This window comes from Streptomyces sp. FH025 (assembly GCF_017427025.1).
In the GTDB taxonomy this organism is placed as follows: domain Bacteria; phylum Actinomycetota; class Actinomycetes; order Streptomycetales; family Streptomycetaceae; genus Kitasatospora.
In genome coordinates this window covers 1-16339 of record NZ_JAFLNG010000098.1, presented here as the reverse complement: position 1 = coordinate 16339, position 16339 = coordinate 1, and the positions used below count along the sequence as shown (strand labels likewise).

The 16339-nt window shown below is 74.7% G+C and carries 13 protein-coding genes and 1 riboswitch; of the genes, 9 read left to right on the top strand and 4 right to left on the bottom strand.

What is annotated here, in order from left to right:
• The 3 genes from J0670_RS10300 to J0670_RS10290 form a co-directional block, all read left to right on the top strand.
• Positions 1-1202, top strand: a 1202-nt coding sequence (locus tag J0670_RS10300) for an acyl-CoA dehydrogenase family protein (protein WP_207811168.1), incomplete at its 5' end; no start/stop codon positions are given.
• Between the two features lie 487 nt (positions 1203-1689).
• Positions 1690-2382, top strand: coding sequence for a phosphatidylserine decarboxylase (locus tag J0670_RS10295; protein WP_243436815.1), 693 nt, complete (start codon positions 1690-1692; stop codon positions 2380-2382).
• Entirely contained in the window at positions 2369-3247 is an 879-nt protein-coding gene (locus J0670_RS10290) for a phosphatidylcholine/phosphatidylserine synthase (protein ID WP_374223082.1), read from the top strand. The genes J0670_RS10295 and J0670_RS10290 overlap by 14 nt, the downstream gene beginning before the upstream one ends.
• A 72-nt stretch (positions 3248-3319) precedes the next feature.
• Here J0670_RS10290 and J0670_RS10285 read toward each other — a convergent pair whose 3' ends face one another.
• Both J0670_RS10285 and J0670_RS10280 read right to left on the bottom strand, forming a co-directional pair.
• Positions 3320-4645 carry a hypothetical protein gene (locus J0670_RS10285; RefSeq protein ID WP_207811166.1) on the bottom strand — a complete coding sequence of 442 codons (1326 nt, stop codon included), beginning with the start codon at positions 4643-4645 and terminating at the stop codon, positions 3320-3322.
• A gap of 490 nt (positions 4646-5135) precedes the next feature.
• On the bottom strand, positions 5136-6248 hold the full coding sequence (locus J0670_RS10280) for a S9 family peptidase (RefSeq protein ID WP_207811165.1): 1113 nt from the start codon (positions 6246-6248) through the stop codon (positions 5136-5138).
• Between the two features lie 263 nt (positions 6249-6511).
• Positions 6512-6643, top strand: a riboswitch (cobalamin riboswitch).
• Between the two features lie 107 nt (positions 6644-6750).
• Here J0670_RS10280 and J0670_RS10275 point away from each other — a divergent pair.
• Genes J0670_RS10275 through cpt form a run of 6 tightly spaced genes read left to right on the top strand, consistent with a single transcriptional unit; the run spans position 6751 to position 13915 of the window.
• Positions 6751-7707, top strand: coding sequence for a cobalamin biosynthesis protein (locus J0670_RS10275; RefSeq protein ID WP_207811170.1), 957 nt, complete (start codon positions 6751-6753; stop codon positions 7705-7707).
• Entirely contained in the window at positions 7704-9242 is a 1539-nt protein-coding gene (locus J0670_RS10270; RefSeq protein WP_207811164.1) for a cobyric acid synthase, read from the top strand. The genes J0670_RS10275 and J0670_RS10270 overlap by 4 nt, the downstream gene beginning before the upstream one ends.
• Positions 9239-11338, top strand: coding sequence for a putative cobaltochelatase (locus J0670_RS10265; protein ID WP_207811163.1), 2100 nt, complete (start codon positions 9239-9241; stop codon positions 11336-11338). The genes J0670_RS10270 and J0670_RS10265 overlap by 4 nt, the downstream gene beginning before the upstream one ends.
• Positions 11339-11344: 6 nt before the next feature.
• A complete protein-coding gene (gene cobO / locus J0670_RS10260) occupies positions 11345-11950 on the top strand; it encodes a cob(I)yrinic acid a,c-diamide adenosyltransferase (RefSeq protein ID WP_196947030.1) in 606 nt (201 codons plus the stop codon).
• A 4-nt stretch (positions 11951-11954) separates the two neighbouring features.
• Complete coding sequence (locus tag J0670_RS10255) at positions 11955-13355, top strand: cobyrinate a,c-diamide synthase (RefSeq protein ID WP_207811162.1); 1401 nt, start codon at positions 11955-11957, stop codon at positions 13353-13355.
• A 23-nt stretch (positions 13356-13378) separates the two neighbouring features.
• A complete protein-coding gene (gene cpt, locus J0670_RS10250; RefSeq protein ID WP_207811161.1) occupies positions 13379-13915 on the top strand; it encodes a chloramphenicol phosphotransferase CPT in 537 nt (178 codons plus the stop codon).
• An 18-nt stretch (positions 13916-13933) separates the two neighbouring features.
• Here cpt and J0670_RS10245 read toward each other — a convergent pair whose 3' ends face one another.
• Both J0670_RS10245 and J0670_RS10240 read right to left on the bottom strand, forming a co-directional pair.
• Entirely contained in the window at positions 13934-14992 is a 1059-nt protein-coding gene (locus tag J0670_RS10245) for a macro domain-containing protein (RefSeq protein ID WP_243436814.1), read from the bottom strand.
• Between the two features lie 58 nt (positions 14993-15050).
• Positions 15051-16339: hypothetical protein (locus tag J0670_RS10240; protein ID WP_207811160.1), on the bottom strand; the 1289-nt coding region annotated here is incomplete at its 5' end.

Sequence of the window (16339 nt, the reverse complement as noted above, 5' to 3'; positions counted from 1 at the left end):
TGGGACGCCTCGCACAGACCGACGGCCTCACCGAGATCCAGCGGGACATCCTCGCCACCGTGCGGGATTTCGTCGACAAGGAGATCATTCCGGTCGCGACCGAGCTGGAGCACAAGGACGAGTACCCGACCGCCATCGTCGAGGGCATGAAGCAGCTCGGGCTCTTCGGCCTGACCATCCCCGAGGAGTACGGCGGCCTCGGCGAGTCCCTGCTCACCTACGCCCTGGTGGTCGAGGAGATCGCCCGCGGCTGGATGTCCGTCTCGGGCATCGTCAACACCCACTTCATCGTGGCGCACATGATCAACGCCCACGGCACCCAGGAGCAGAAGGACTACTTCCTGCCCAAGATGGCCGCCGGGGAAATCCGCGGCGCCTTCTCGATGTCCGAGCCCGGCCTGGGCTCCGACGTTTCGGCCATCTCCACCAAGGGCGTCAAGGACGGAGAGTTCTACGTCCTCAACGGCCAGAAGATGTGGCTCACCAACGGCGGCACCTCCACCCTGGTCGCGGTCCTGTGCAAGACCGACGAGGGCGGCAGCACCCCGTACAAGAACATGACCACCTTCCTGATCGAGAAGACGGCGGGCTTCGGCCCGAACCCGACCGTCCCCGGCCTCACCGTGCCCGGGAAGATCGAGAAGATGGGCTACAAGGGCGTCGACACCACCGAGCTGGTCCTCCAGGACGTACGGGTTCCGGCCAACCGGATCCTCGGGGGCGTCCCGGGCCGCGGCTTCTACCAGATGATGGACGGCGTCGAGGTCGGCCGCGTCAACGTCGCCGCCCGCGGCTGCGGCGTCGCCCGCCGCGCCTTCGAGCTCGGCGTCTCCTACGCCCAGCAGCGCTCCACCTTCGGCAAGAAGATCGCCGAGCACCAGGCGATCCAGTTCAAGCTCGCCGAGATGGCCACCAAGGTCGAGGCCGCCCACCAGATGATGGTCATGGCCGCCCGCAAGAAGGACGGCGGCGAGCGCAACGACCTCGAAGCCGGCATGGCCAAGTACCTGGCCTCCGAGTACTGCAAGGAGGTCGTCGAGGACGCCTTCCGGATCCACGGCGGCTACGGCTTCTCGAAGGAGTACGAGATCGAGCGCCTCTACCGCGAGGCCCCGATGCTGCTCATCGGTGAAGGAACTGCGGAGATCCAGAAGATGATCATCGGGCGCCGGCTCCTGGAGGAGTACCGGATCGCCGAGTGATCACGGGGCCGTCCGGGTGACGGACGGCCCCCGGTACCGCCGGTCGACGGGCGTGCGGGCCCGTCCCGGCAGAGCGCCGTGCCCGGCACGGCCCCGGCCTGGTCCGCCTGGGGCCCGGCACGGCCCACGAGAAGCGGCCGCAGGGCGTACAGCAGCGACAACGCGCCCTGCGGCCGCTTCCGTACACCTTCTTCCGACCCGCCCGGCCGTTTCCTCCGGCCGTTTCCCGCCGCCGGTTCCCCCGTTCGCCCGCTGAGACAAGTGTCACCAGCCTCGTCCGGTCCCTTGGGAACCGGACCGGGGGGAGCTACGGTCGTACGAGTGGGCGCGCGTACGCGCTTCCACCGGACACATGAACGAGCAGGCGGGTTGCTCACCCACCGTCTGCTCCCGATAGCATCCACCGGGACAGCAAGCCGTCCCTCTATTACCGATCCCGCGGTGGCCCCCGTCCAGCGGCCATGATCCCCCGCGACAAAGGTCTTCGATGCCCATCAGCCCGTCCCCTCACACCTCCGTCACGGACCGCGATGCCCTCGCAGCCCCGACGGCCGGTCGGCGACCCCGCGTGACCATCGCGCGCGGAGCCACCCCCTGGTTCGTCCCCACCCTCGCCACGGCCGCCGTGACCACCGCCCTCACCCGGCGCAGCGGCAAGTGGGCCCTGGCGGCGGTACCCGCCTGCGCGCTCAGCGCGGGCATGCTGTGGTTCTTCCGCGACCCCGAGCGTGAGGTCGGCACGGGCAGAGTGATCTCCCCCGCCGATGGCGTGGTGCAGAGCATCGACGCCTGGCCGGACGGCCGCACCCGGGTGGCGATCTTCATGAGCCCGTTGAACGTCCACGTCAACCGCGCGCCCCTGCCGGGCACGGTGACGTCGGTCGAGCACGTCGCGGGCGGCTTCGTGCCCGCGTTCAACAAGGACAGCGACCAGAACGAGCGGGTCGTCTGGCACTTCGACACCGAGCTCGGCGACATCGAGATGGTGCAGATCGCGGGGGCCGTGGCCCGTCGCATCGTGCCGTACGTGGCCGCCGGAACCAAGGTCGAGCAGGGCGAGCGGATCGGTCTGATCCGGTTCGGGTCCCGGGTCGACACCTACCTGCCGGCCGGCGTCGAGGTCGGCGTCGAGGTCGGCCAGAAGACCACAGCCGGGGTGACGCGCCTTGACCGTGACTGATCCTGAGACAATCGTCGGCCTGGACGACGAGGAGACGGCCCTGCGCCGCCGCCGCTGGGCGCGCGACCGCGAACTGCGTGCCCCGCGCTCCCCGCAGCACCTGTCCACCGCCGACTTCCTGACCCTGGGGAACGCCGTCTGCGGCTTCCTGGCGATCTACTCGATCACCACCGGGGTCCTCGTCCCGCACATCACCAACCCGGACGCCGCTCCGGACCGGCACAGCGCCGCCACCGCGGTCACGCTGCTGCTGATCGGCTCGATGTGCGACCTCTTCGACGGCCTGGTGGCGCGCAAGCTCCGCTCCTCCGCCCTCGGAGCGGAACTCGACAACCTGGCCGACCTGATCAGCTTCGGCATCGCGCCGGCCTACTTCGTCGCGGTCTGGGGCATGGTCTCGCAGGGCTCCAACAGCAAGCTCTCGGCGATCATCGCGCTGACCGTGCTGCTCGCGGTGGTGCTGCGGCTGGCCCGCTTCTCGGCCGTCAAGATGCGGCCCGGGGTGTTCCAGGGCATGCCCTGCCCGATGGGCGCGATGACGGTCATCGCCATCGTGCTGCTCGACCCGCCGTTCCTGCCCGGTCTGCTCGCCATCTTCGGCGCCGCGTACCTCATGGTCAGTCGGATCGAGTACCCGAAGCCCCAGGGGCTGCTGGCCACCGCCACGCTCTGCTGGGTCGTCGTCGCGATCGGCTGCCTGGCCGCCTGGGCCACCGGGCTGCCCGGTGGCGACACCCTGATGCACGTCGGCACCTTCGCCCAGATCACGCTCGCCGCGATGGCGCCGCTGCTGGTCGTCCGCCGCAAGGTCGGGCAGAAGGTCGGCGACGTCCGCGCCCGGCGGGCGGAGTCCCGGCTCGGCTGAGCTGTTCGTCATACGGAGAAGGGCCCGGAACCGATGGTTCCGGGCCCTTCTCCGTACTGTTCGTCCGTTGGGCTACGCCCCGCCGGTGTGGACGCTGAAGGCGGAGCGGCGGGCCGCCCGGGCCACGCCCGGGTCCGGGTGCACGCCCGAGACCGCCGTCAGCACCGAGGCCGCCCGCGGGTGCCCCGACTGCCGGGCCCGGGCGAACAGCCGCACCGGGTCCCCCGCCGAGGCGCCCTCGACGTGCCCCACCAGCAGCTCCGTCTCACCGTGGTCCAGCACGGCCGCTGCGGTGTCCACCCACAGCCAGGCCGCGTCGTCGGCGCCCAGCACGTCCGCCGGGGAGACGCCCTCGTCCGAGCGCTCCGCCAGCCACAGCAGCGCGTACGGGCGCAGCACCGGCGCGTCCACCGCCGCCCGCACCGCCTGCTCGGCCGGTCCGCCGGCGACCCGCAGCGCCTCGAAGGCCAGCCCGCGCACCAGCGCGTCGTCGCCCTGGGCGGCCTCCAGCAGCTCGGCCACCGCCCGGTCCGCCGGACGGGCCGCCACCCAGGCGCGGTACTCCGCCCGGGCCGGGCCCGGCGAGTAGTCCGCGCAGGCGTTCAGCAGCTCGAACGCGCTCTGCTCGATGTGCCCGGCCGCGGTCTGCGCGACCGTGCAGATCTCCTCCAGCTTCGCCCGTACCGCCCAGTGGCCCAGCGGGGACAGCTCGGCGGCATCGTTCCTGCGCACCACGGCGCCGACGGCCGCCAGGCCGTCCAGCATCCAGTCCAGGACGGCGGCCACGTCGGAGGGCGCGGCCGGGGTGTCGATCTGCGGCGCCCGGCAGGTGCCGCGCACGGCGGAGACGGCCGAGGCGGCGTGCGGGACGGGCGACAGGCCCTGGCCGCCGAGACCGCCGCCGACCCGCCGTTCGTCCAGGCCCCGGCGCAGCAGCTCCAGCAGCTCGCTCTCGGCCACCGGACCGTCCACCAGGTGCAGGAAGGACAGCAGCTGCGGGGCCTGGTCCACGGCCTGCCCGGCCAGTACGGCGAACACGCCGCGCAGCGCGGCGGGCGGCACCGGGGCGAGCAGCGTCCAGGCGTCGAACAGCCCGGACCAGCCGCGCACCACGGCCTCGTCGTCGTGCTCCCAGGCGTGCAGGCGCCACCCGGGGCCGGCCCCGCCGTCCCGGGCCTCCACCAGGCCCACCAGCAGCGCCTGCCCCCACGCCTTGGCGGCGGCGCCGACCGTCATGGCCAGCGCCCGGCCCGCCGCACGGGCGTCCTCCGGGAGCAGCTCGCCGCGCTTGTCGACCTCGTCGAGCTCCCCGGCCCAGCGGGCGATCCGGACGGCGTCCACCAGCATCCGGCGGGCCAGCGGCGCCAGCTCGGCCGGCGCGGGGAAGCCCTCGGGCACGGGAACCCGGCCCCGCCCGGGCGCCGGCGCGGGCCCTCGTCGCCGGGGTACACCGACCCCGCCCGGCCTGCCACCGGAGGGCCGGTGGGCCGTACCGGGGAGACGGGTCACCGTCGCACCGGTACCGATCGTCGGCTGGAGCGGGGCATCACGGTCGCGCGGGTTCCGAGACGTCACGTCGTGCAGTCTTCCCCTTGTACCGGCCTTCTGTCACATCCGGTTGTCCGTACGACCGGGCGACCGGGGACGGCACCTCCGCAAGATCGGGCAACAGAGGCAAACCGCCTGGCCGGAAACGTGTGGCGGGGTCATGCCACCACCGGGCCGGACCGTCGCGGTACCCGCTCGGACGACTACTCTCCGTGGGCGACACCCCGCCTGGGAGGCTCGTCGGCCGGTGCGCCCGGACGGATCGGGCCCCCTCTCCTAAGGGGGCGAAATTTGCTCCCCAGATATCTCGTGCAGGCCGCGTCCTTTCCGCTGAACGGAGTCAGAGGAGCGGGGTGAACCAACGGCGGAGGAGTTCGGTGTAGCGGTCCGGCGCGGAGTTCCAGAGGGCGGCGTGCTCGGCGCCCGGGAAGGACTGGAGGCTGACCGTCCGGGAGCGGGCTGCGGCGAGGCGCTCGGCGGCGCGGAAGGGGGCGATCCGGTCGGCCGGGCTGTGCAGCAGCAGGGTGGGGACGTTCAGGTCCGTGCGCTCGGCGAGACGGGAGGAGTCGGCGAGGTCCACGCCGGTGCGGCCCTCCGCCGCGAGGGCGCCGAGTTCGGCGGCGGCGCCCGTGAATCCGGCCCGGGCGGCGTCGCGGCGGGCGGAGGCGGGGAGGTCGAGGACCGGCGAGTCCAGGACCAGGCCCCGGACGGCGTGGGCCCAGGCCGAGCGGCCCGCCGTCTGCAGGGCCATCGTGGCGCCCAGCGACCAGCCGTACAGGACCACCCCGCCCGCACCGCTGTCGAGCGCCAGCCGTACCGCCGACTCGACGTCGCGCCACTCGGTCTCGCCGAAGTGGCTGAGCCCGTCCGGGGAGGCGGGGGCGCCCTCGTCGCCCCGGTAGGTCACGGAGAGGACGGGCAGGCCGAGCTGGTGGAGGACGGGCAGGACGGGGAGGGTCTGCTGGCGGTCGGCCTCGGTGCCGTGGACGAGGATCACCCAGGTGCCGCGCTTGCCGTCGAGGCGCCAGGCGGGGAGGGCGCCGAGTTCGCCGTCGACGGCGGTGTCGGTGAAGGGCAGGCCGAGCGCCGAGGTCGGGTCGCCGAGGTGGACGCGGGGGGTGAAGCGGACCTGGGTGCCGGGGGTGAGGGTGCCCCGGTCGGTGCTGACGAGCCGCCGGGTGACGCCCTGCTCGTCGCCCTCCAGAACCTCCTCGACCACCGCGTGACCGCCGTCCTCCCACTCGACGGCCCAGCGGCCGGGGCGCAGGCTCTCCGGGGTGCGGGAGAAGGTGACCCGGCCGGGGGCGAGGCCGCGCACCAGGACGGGCCCCGACTCCTGCCCGGCGGCCGGCGGGTGGACCATCCGCTCGGAGGCCCGGCGGCCGACCACCAGGACGACGGCCCCGGCCCCGACGGCGGCGGCCGCCACCACGGCCGCGGTTCCCCAACGCATATCGCTCCCCGCTCTGCTGCACGGTCCGGACGGTGTTCGCGCACCGGTCCAGTACTCGTGCACCAGTCCAGTGTTCGTGCACCAGTCCACCGGCCCCCTGTTGCCCCGGCCACCGGACTGGGCCGTTCGGGGGACGCCCTGCTGACGGCCCCTCCGTCGCGCCGGGGCCCGGCCAGGGGATCCGTGTGACCAACCCCTCCGTGACCTCGGTTGACTCGCGGATCGGCCCCGTGATGGGATCCTTGGGCCAATCGGAGGCATGGAGAGGAAGCCGGTGCGAATCCGGCGCGGTCCCGCCACTGTCACCGGGGAGCACGCTCGGAAGATGCCACGGCGGGCCGTCAGAAGCCGCTGGAAGGCCCGGGTGTGCGCTCGACCCGGAAGCCAGGAGACTCTCGCCCCCGCTACGTCGATCCAGGGCGCGGACCCTGAGTGAGGACACGCACGCGATGCAGGCTGCCCCGCCCCGCCGGACTCCGAGCTGCCCGCCGCCGTGCGCCCGCTGACCCGGGCCGCCGCCTTCGCGCTGGGCGCCGTCGCGGGCTACGCCGCCGACGCCCGTTTCGCCGACCCCCGCCGCGGCCACCCGGTGGCCCTGTTCGGCGGCGCCGCGACCCGCCTGGAGCAGCGCCTGTGGCGCGACGACCGCACCACCGGGGCCGGGTACACGGCGCTGTGCGTGGGCGCGGTCGCGGCCGGGGCGCTCGCGCTGGACCGTACGGTGGGCCGCCGGCCGCTGGGCCGGGCGGCGCTGGCCGCGGCCGCGACCTGGACGGTGCTCGGCGGCACCTCGCTGACCCGGGAGGCGCGCACCATCGGCCGCTCCCTCGCCGCCGGTGATCTGACGGCCGCCCGGGAACGGCTGCCGCACCTGTGCGGGCGCGACCCGAGCGCGCTGGACGAGCAGCAGATCGCCCGGGCCGTGGTCGAGTCGGTGGCCGAGAACACCGCCGACGCCGTGGTGAACGCGCTGACCTGGGGCACCCTCGCGGGCACCCCGGGGCTGCTGGCCTTCCGCGCGGTGAACACCCTGGACGCGATGGTCGGCCACCGCTCGCCCCGCTACGCCCGCTTCGGCTGGGCCTCGGCCCGGCTGGACGACCTGGCGGGCTGGCCGGGCGCCCGGCTGACCGCGCTGCTGACCGTCGCCGCCGCGCCGCACCCCGGTACGGCCTGGCGGGTCTGGCGCCGGGACGGCTCCGCTCACCCCAGCCCGAACGCGGGCCAGGCGGAGGCGGCCTTCGCGGGCGCGGTGGGCGTACGGCTGGGCGGGACGCTGCGGTACGGCGAGAGGGTGGAGCACCGGCCGGTGCTGGGCGCCGAGTTGCGGCCGGTCACGGTGGACGACATCGAGCGGGCCTGCGCGCTGTCCCGCCGGGTGGGTGCGCTGGCGTTGGGTACGACGGTCGCGGGGCACGTCCTGCTGCGGACGCTGTTCAAGAGGAGGGGCAAGGCATGAGCAACGCGCTGCTGGTCGCCGGGACGACCTCGGACGCGGGCAAGAGCGTGGTGACGGCCGGGATCTGCCGTTGGCTCGCCCGCCAGGGCGTGCGGGTCGCGCCGTTCAAGGCGCAGAACATGTCGCTGAACTCCTTCGTCACCGCCGACGGCGCCGAGATCGGCCGCGCCCAGGCGATGCAGGCGCAGGCCGCCCGGGTGGAGCCGGAGGCGGCGATGAACCCGGTGCTGCTGAAGCCCGGCGCGGACGGCCGCAGCCAGGTGGTGCTGCTGGGCCGCCCGGTCGCCGAGGTGGGCGCGCTGGACTACCGCGAGCGCAAGCCCGTCCTGCTGGAGCGCGCCCTGGAGTGCCTGGCGGACCTGCGCGCCCGCTACGAGGTGGTGGTGTGCGAGGGCGCCGGCTCGCCCGCCGAGATCAACCTGCGCGACCGGGACATCGCCAACATGGGCCTGGCCACCGCCGCCGCACTGCCCGTCGTGGTGGTCGGGGACATCGACCGCGGTGGGGTCTTCGCGGCGATGTACGGGACGCTGGCGCTGCTGTCCGCGGAGGACCAGCGGCACGTGGCGGGCTGGTTCGTCAACAAGTTCCGCGGCGACGCGCGGCTGCTGGCGCCCGGGCTGGAGATGCTGCACGAGCTGACCGGCCGTCCGGTGCTGGGCACGCTGCCGATGCTGCCGGGCCTGTGGCTGGACGCCGAGGACTCGCTGGACCTCTCGACGGTGGTGGACCGCGCCGAGGGCCGCGGCCCGCTCGGGGCGGACGTGCTGCGCGTGGCCGTGGTGCGCTTCCCCCGGCTGTCCAACTTCACCGACGTGGACGCGCTGGCGCAGGAGCCGGGCGTGCTGGTGCGCTGGGCGACCCGGCCGGAGGAGCTGGCCGACGCCGACCTGGTGGTGCTGCCCGGCACCCGGGCCACCGTGGCCGACCTCGCCTGGCTGCGCGAGCGCGGCCTGGAGTCGGCGCTGAAGGCACGGGCGGCGGCCGGGCTGCCGATCCTCGGGGTCTGCGGCGGCTACCAGATGCTGTCGCGCGGGATCGTCGACGAGGTCGAGTCCCGGGCGGGCGCGGTCGAGGGGCTCGGCCTGCTGCCGACGCACGTCCGCTTCGGCGCCGAGAAGGTGCTCGCGCGGCCGGTCGGCGAGGCGTACGGGCACCGGGTGGTGGGCTACGAGATCCACCACGGGGTGGTGGCGGTCGAGGGTGGTGATGCGTTCATCTCTGATGGCCATGGGCACAGCTTGGACGGCTGCCGGGTGGGCGCGGTCTGGGGCACCACCTGGCACGGCGCGCTGGAGAACGACGGATTCCGCCGTGAACTCCTGCGCGAGGTCGCCGAGTTGGCCGGCCGGGCGTTCGTTCCGGCGCCGGACACCTCCTTCGCCGAGGCGCGCGAGGCCCGGCTGGACCGGCTGGGCGACCTGATCGAGGAGCACGCGGACACCGACGCGCTGTGGAAGCTGATCGAGGGCGGGGTACCGGCGGCCGGATCGCTGTCGTTCGTCCCGCCCGGGGCACCTGGGAGTGACGCATGAGTGACGTCCGCTATCCGTTCACCGCGATCGTCGGCATGGCCGACCTGCGGCTCGGGCTGCTGCTGAACGCGGTCTCCCCGGCCGTGGGCGGCGTGCTGGTGCGCGGCGAGAAGGGCACCGCCAAGTCGACCATGGTGCGCGCGCTGGCCGGGCTGCTGCCGGACATCGCCACCGTGGACGGCTGCCGCTTCGCCTGCGACCCGGCCGCACCGGACCCGAACTGCCCGGACGGGCCGCACACCTCCGTCGAGAGCCACCAACGGCCCTCCCAGCTGGTCGAGTTGCCGGTCGGCGTGGCCGAGGACCGGATCGTCGGCTCGCTCGACCTGGAGCGGGCGCTGGCCGAGGGCGTCAAGGCCTACGAGCCGGGGCTGCTCGCCAAGGCGCACCGCGGGGTGCTCTACATCGACGAGGTGAACCTGCTCCAGGACCACGTGGTGGACCTGCTGCTGGACGCCGCCGCGATGGGCCGCTCCTACGTCGAGCGGGAGGGCGTGTCGGTGCGGCACGCGGCCCGTTTCCTGCTGGTCGGCACGATGAACCCGGAGGAGGGCGAGCTGCGGCCGCAGCTGCTCGACCGCTTCGGCCTGACCGTCGAGATCGCCGCCACCCGGGACCCTTCCGAGCGCGCCGAGGTGGTCCGGCGCCGGCTCGCCTACGACGCGGACCCGGCCGGCTTCGCGGCCCGGTTCGCCGCCGAGGAGCGGGCACTCGCCGAACACATCACCGCCGCGCGGGAGTTGCTGCCGTCGGTCGAGCTGACGGATGTGGCGCTGCGTCAGATCACCGCCGTGTGTGCCGCGTTCGAGGTGGACGGGCTGCGCGCGGACATCGTGATGGCCCGCACCGCCGTCGCACTGGCCGCCTGGGCGGGGCGGACGGAGGTGCTGGAGGAGGACGTCCGCAAGGCCGCCCAGCTGGCCCTGCCGCACCGACGGCGCCGCAACCCCTTCGACGCGCCGGGGCTGGACCAGGAGCAGCTGGACCGGACGCTGGAGGAACACGCCCAGGGGGACGATCCGGAGCCCGAGGGCGACGGGCCGGGGCCGGACGGCGGTCCCGATGGTGACGGCGGCCCTGACAACGGCGGCCCCGACGGCGGCGGCGGTGCGCCCGAGCCCTCCGACGGAGGCCCGGCAGAGGCGGAGACGGCCCCGGAGGCCGAGGCGCCCGCACCGCAGCAGCCCGTACCGGCCCAACACCCCTCCCCCGCCCGGGAGTCGGCGCCCGTCGCGGCCGGGGACCCGTACCGGACCAGGCTGTTCACCGTGCGGGGCACCGGCCACGGCGCGCAGGGCCGCCGCTCCCCCGCCGAGACCTCCGGCGGGCACACCGTGCGCGCCCGGCGGCCGCAGGGCACGCTGAGCCGGCTGCACCTGACCGCGACCCTCCAGGCCGCCGCGCCGCACCAGGTGGCGCGCGGTCGTGCGGGCCGGGCGCTGGTGCTGCACAAGGACGACTTCCGCGAACAGGTGCGCCGGGGCCGGGAGTCCAACCTGGTGCTGTTCGTGGTGGACGCCTCCGGCTCGATGGCCGCCCGGCAGCGGATGACCGCCGTCAAGGGCGCGGTGCTGTCGCTGCTGATGGACGCCTACCAGCGCCGCGACAAGATCGGCATGATCGCCTTCCGGGGCTCCGGCGCCGAGCTGGCGCTGCCGCCCACCTCCTCGGTCGAGGTCGGCGCGGCCCGGCTGGAGTCGCTGCCCACCGGCGGGCGGACCCCGCTGGCCGCGGGCCTGCTGCGGGCGCACGAGGTACTGCGGGTGGAGCGGCTGCGCGACCCGAGCCGGCGCCCGCTGTTGGTCGTGGTGACCGACGGCCGGGCCACCGGCGGGCGGGACGCGCTCGCCGAATCGCGGCGAGCGGCCGCGCTGTTCGCGGCGCAGGGCACGGCGAGCGTGGTGCTGGACTGCGAGTCCGGACCGGTCCGCCTCGGCCTGGCCCGTACCCTGGCGGGACTGCTCGGCGGCACCGCCGTCAGCCTGGACGAGCTGCGCGCCGAGGGCGTGGCCTCACTCGTCCGCGAGAGCCGCTCCGGGGACCGCCCCGGGAACCGTTCGACGACTTCTGCGACTTCGATGCGAAAGGCGGCCTGAGCCGACATGCCCAAGGGTGTCCCCGAGAGCGTTCCCGACGACGGCCTGACGACCCGCCAGCGCCGTACCCAGCCGATCACCGCCGTGCACACCGGGCCCGGCAAGGGCAAGTCCACGGCCGCGTTCGGCATGGCGCTGCGGGCCTGGAACCAGGGCTGGTCGGTCGGGGTGTTCCAGTTCGTGAAGTCCGCCAAGTGGAAGGTCGGCGAGGAGAACGCCCTGCGCGTGCTCGGCGCCTCCGGCGAGGGCGGCACCGTCGACTGGCACAAGATGGGCTCCGGCTGGTCCTGGATCCAGCGCTCCGCCGAGCAGGAGATGGACAGCGAGGAGGCGGCCAAGGAGGGCTGGGAGCAGGTCAAGCGCGACCTCGCGGCCGAGACCTACCGCTTCTACGTGCTGGACGAGTTCACCTACCCGATGCACTGGGGGTGGATCGACCCGGACGAGGTGGTGTCCGTGCTCAAGGACCGCCCGGGCAGCCAGCACGTGGTCATCACCGGCCGGTACGCGCCCGAGGCGCTGACCGAGTTCGCCGACCTGGTCACCGAGATGACCAAGGTCAAGCACCCCATGGACGCCGGCCGCAAGGGCCAGCGCGGTATCGAGTGGTGACCTCTTGAGCAACGCCCCCTTGAACATCCCCCGCCTCGTCGTCGCCGCGCCCTCCTCGGGCGCCGGCAAGACCACCGTCGCCACCGGCCTGATCGCCGCGCTCGCCGCGCGCGGGCTGGCGGTGTCGCCGCACAAGGTCGGCCCGGACTACATCGACCCGGGCTACCACGCGCTCGCCGCCGGGCGGCCCGGCCGCAACCTGGACGCCTTCCTGTGCGGGCCGGAGCGGATCGCGCCGCTCTTCCTGCACGGCGCGGCGGGGGCGGACGTCGCGGTGGTCGAGGGCGTCATGGGCCTGTTCGACGGGGCCTCCGGGCGCGGGGAGCTGGCGTCCACGGCGCACGTCGCCAAGCTGCTGCGGGCACCGGTGGTGCTGGTGGTGGACGGCTCCTCGCAGTCCCGGTCGGTGGCCGCGCTGGTGCACGGCTTCGCCTCCTGGGACCCTCAGGTGCGCCTCGCCGGGGTGATCCTCAACCGGGTCGCCTCCGACCGGCACGAGCAGCTCCTGCGCGAGGCGCTGGAGGAGGGCTCCGGCGTGCCGGTGCTGGGCGCGCTGCGCCGCTCGGCGGCGGTCGCCACGCCGTCCCGGCACCTCGGGCTGATCCCGGCGGTGGAGCGCTCGGCGGAGGCCCTCAGGGCCGTCGCGGACATGGGCGAGCTGGTCGCCTCCTCCGTCGACCTGGACGCCCTGCTGGAACTCGCCCGGACGGCACCGGAGTTGGACGCGGAGCCGTGGGACCCTTCGGCGGAGGTCGCGCCGGTGGACGGGCGCCCGCGGATCGCGGTGGCGGGCGGCGCGGCGTTCTCCTTCTCGTACGCCGAGAACGCCGAACTGCTCGACGCGGCGGGCGCCGAGGTGGTCCCGTTCGACCCGCTGCACGCCTCGGCGCTGCCCGCGGGGACGGCCGGGCTGGTGATCGGCGGCGGCTTCCCGGAGCTGTACGTACGGGAGTTGAGCGGGAACGCCTCGCTGCGCGCGGCCATCGCCTCCTTCGCCGCCTCGGGCGGGCCGATCGCGGCCGAGTGCGCCGGACTGCTCTACCTGGGGCGGGAGTTGGACGGCCTGCCGATGTGCGGAGTGCTGGACACCGCCGCACGGATGACCGAGCGGCTCACCCTCGGCTACCGGGAGGCCGTCGCCCTGCACGACTCCCCGCTCGGCCCGGCCGGCACCCGGCTGCGCGGGCACGAGTTCCACCGCACGGTCTGCGAACCGGGCGCGGGCGAACTCCCGGCCTGGGGCTGGCGACTGCCGACCGGGCCGCGCACGGAGGGCTTCGCCGGGAGCACCGTGCACGCCTCGTACCTGCACCTGCACTGGGCGGGCTCACCCGCGCTGGCCTCGTCCTTCGCGAGCGCGGCGGCAGCCTTCGACGCGGCTGCCGTTAATGGTGCGACGTCCTGAGGATTCGCTCCTAGGATGCGCGCATGCATGTGATCGTCCTCAACGGAGGCTCCAGCTCCGGCAAGTCGAGCATCGCCCGCCGGCTCCAGGAGCTGCTGCCGGAGCCGTGGCTGCACCTCGGTGCGGACACCATGGTCGGCGCGCTGCCGCCACGGCTGCTGGGCGGCGGCGAGGGCATCGGCGGACTGGAGGGCGGCGACGGCACGGTGGCCGTCGGGCCGGTCTTCGCCCGGCTGGACGCCGCCTGGACGCTCGGCGTGGCGGCGATGGCCCGGGCCGGGGCCCGGATCGTCGTGGACGAGGTGTTCCTCGGCGGGGCCGCCTCCCAGCAGCGCTGGCGGGCGGCCCTGGAGGGCCTGGACGTGCTCTGGGTCGGCGTGCACTGCGACCCGGCGGTGGCCGCCGCCCGGGAGGCCGCGCGCGGCGACCGGGTCGCCGGCATGGCCTCCGCCCAGGCACGGTCGGTGCACGAGGGCGTCTCGTACGACCTCCTCGTGGACACCTCGCGGTCCTCGTCGGCGGACTGCGCCCGGATCATCGCCGAGCGGGCGGCCTCCTGAAGCCTCCCGGCCGTGGCGTCAGTTCGCGCCCAGGGTCCGGGCCACGGTCTGGATCTGGGCCGGCTCGTGGACGATCAGGTGGTAGCTCCAGCGGGCACCGCGCGAGGCCTCGGCCTCCAGCGCGGCCCACAGGGCGCGCAGGCTGCGTTCGCGGTCCAGCCCGCCGCGGCCGGCGCCGAGCAGCGGGAAGCAGATCGAGCCGAGCGGCGGGTGGTGGGCTTCGCTCTCCTGGGCGAGCAGGGCCAGGGCGCGGGCGGCGCAGCGGGTGACGTCGGCCGGCTGGACGTCGTAGTCGTTGGTGCCGGCCCGGGGCACCGCCACCGCCGCGTGGTACACCCGGCGGATGCCCTGCTGTTCGAGGGCGCCGGCCGAGGTGGGGGCGACGGTGCCGGGCGGGACGGGCCGCCCGGCCGCCCGGTGCGTGTCCAGCCACTGCCGCAGCTCGACCAGCAGCCGGTCCTCGATCACGTCCCCGGTCGGCCCGCGCAGCGCGCCCGCCCGGCGCAGCGTGGCCGAGACCGAGGACTTGTAGGCCTGGGCGAGCGCCAGGTAGACGTTGCTGGGGGACACCACGACGTCCACGTCGCGCAGCAGGTCGACCGGGTGGGCGTGCACCTGCAACGGGACGGTGCGGTCGCGCAGCGGGACGCGCAGCAGCCGGTGTGCGGAGACCGCCCGTTCGTCCGGGTCCGGCGGGTCGGTGGGGCGGATGAGCTGATCGGCGACCCGCCCCAGGACCAGCAGTTCCTGGTGCCGGCGGAACCGCTCGACGCTCACCGAGTAGACCCGCGCCGCGTGCTTGCGCCGCTCGGCGGCCGACCGGTCGCTGGTCCCCGGTGCCAGTCCGAGGGTGTACGCGGCCGCCTCCCGCAGGTTGCCGCGCTCCAGCCGCTCCACCGCGTGGCGGAGCAGCGTCTCCACGCCGTCCTCCACAGCGCCTTCCGCGCCGCCCTCCCCGGCGGCCAGGCCGGCGAGCAGCGGCAGCTCCACCTCGCGCAGCCGCAGCAGGCCGACCCGGCGGACGGCCCGCAGCTCCTCCAGCAGGTCGGCGCGGTCGGGGACGAAACTGTCCGGCATGGCCCCAACGATCGCACCGAGCAAGCCCGTTCACAAGGTCACTGCTCCAGCGGCCGGCTCACCCCCCGACCCTGACCCGAGGCCGCGCCTGAGCGCCGGTCCGCCCCCGCGCGGCCGCGCCGGCCGTACGGGCCCGGGCCTCGCGGCGCCCGGGCAGGCACCACTCCAGCAGGGGTGCCACGCTCCCGTGCAGTTCGGGCTCCGACGCGCCCTCCGGGCCGTCCGCCATGACCGCCGCCGTGAGGAAGAACCGCACCTCGCCGAATTCGTGACGCATGTTGCGGACCAGGTCGCCCAGCCCCAGTTTCTCCGTCAGCCAGGCCTCCACCTCCTCGCTGCCGTGCGGGCGGTCCCAACCGGCGGGCGAGTCCAGGACCTGCTCCAGCACGTCCAGCTTGCTGACCGCGACCGCCAGCCGGCAGCGCCGCAACGGCACCTCCATCGCCTGCATCGCCGAGATCGCCGGGGCGAAGGCCGCGCGGGGTTCCACGTCCGAGGCGAGCGCGCGGTCCAGGCGGTCCCGCTGGCCGGCGTCGAGCAGTTTCCAGAAGTCCGGTACGGCGAGCGGGTCGAGGACGAAGAGGAAGGTCCGGGCGGCCCGCGCGTAGCGGAGGACGTCGGTGTCCTCCCGGCTGACGAAGCGCTCCCCGGCGGCGTCGAACAGGTGCAGCAGGCGGGGAGGCCTGCCCCGGTCGAGCAGCACCGAGTAGCCTCGGCCCACCTCGCGCCGGGTGGCGCGGGGGTGGCCGCTGATCTCCAGCACCTCGCGCAGCACCCGGTAGCGCTCCTCGGTCTCGGCGTCGGCGAGCCGGGCGTGCGCGCGGCCGTCCGGGTCGGGCCGTTGGAGCAGCGTCAGGATCGCGGCCATCAGCTGGGTCTTCCCGGCCGCCCGGCCGCCGATCAGCGGCAGCGCGAACTCGGCGAGCCGGCCGGTCTCGGTGCTCAGTTGACGCCCGCAGTTGGCGTGGGTGCAGTAGCCCGGCAGTCGGTAGCGGCCGCCGAGCAGGGTGGTGGGCAGTCGGCGTCCGCAGGCGCACCGGCGGTGCAGCAGGCCGTACCGGCCGGGGCGGAGGTCGGTGTGGCGGCGCCGGCACTCCTCGGCGTCGCACTCGTGGACGGGCAGCCGCACCCGGTCGAAGCAGTGCGGGCAGAGCACGCCCTCATGGAGGTTGCGCAGGCGCAGGGCCACCTGGTCCAGGCCGAACAGCAGGCCCGCGGCGAGCCGGGCGCCGCCCTGGGCCAGCAGGATCAGCAGCCAGTGCAGCAGCATCAGGACGGCGAGCAGCGGCACGCCGAGCGCCAGGCCGGCCACCAGGCCGAGGTAGAGCGCCAGCCCGATCGGGACGG

Excerpts from the sequence above, each read along its gene's own strand:
- J0670_RS10270 (WP_207811164.1), top strand. The coding sequence starts at position 7,704 with ATGAGCAACGCGCTGCTGGTCGCCGGGACGACCTCGGACGCGGGCAAG.
- J0670_RS10265 (WP_207811163.1), top strand. The coding sequence starts at position 9,239 with ATGAGTGACGTCCGCTATCCGTTCACCGCGATCGTCGGCATGGCCGAC.
- cpt (WP_207811161.1), top strand. The coding sequence starts at position 13,379 with ATGCATGTGATCGTCCTCAACGGAGGCTCCAGCTCCGGCAAGTCGAGC.
- J0670_RS10295 (WP_243436815.1), top strand. The coding sequence starts at position 1,690 with ATGCCCATCAGCCCGTCCCCTCACACCTCCGTCACGGACCGCGATGCC.
- J0670_RS10245 (WP_243436814.1), bottom strand. The coding sequence starts at position 14,992 with ATGCCGGACAGTTTCGTCCCCGACCGCGCCGACCTGCTGGAGGAGCTG.
- J0670_RS10280 (WP_207811165.1), bottom strand. The coding sequence starts at position 6,248 with ATGCGTTGGGGAACCGCGGCCGTGGTGGCGGCCGCCGCCGTCGGGGCC.
- cobO (WP_196947030.1), top strand. The coding sequence starts at position 11,345 with ATGCCCAAGGGTGTCCCCGAGAGCGTTCCCGACGACGGCCTGACGACC.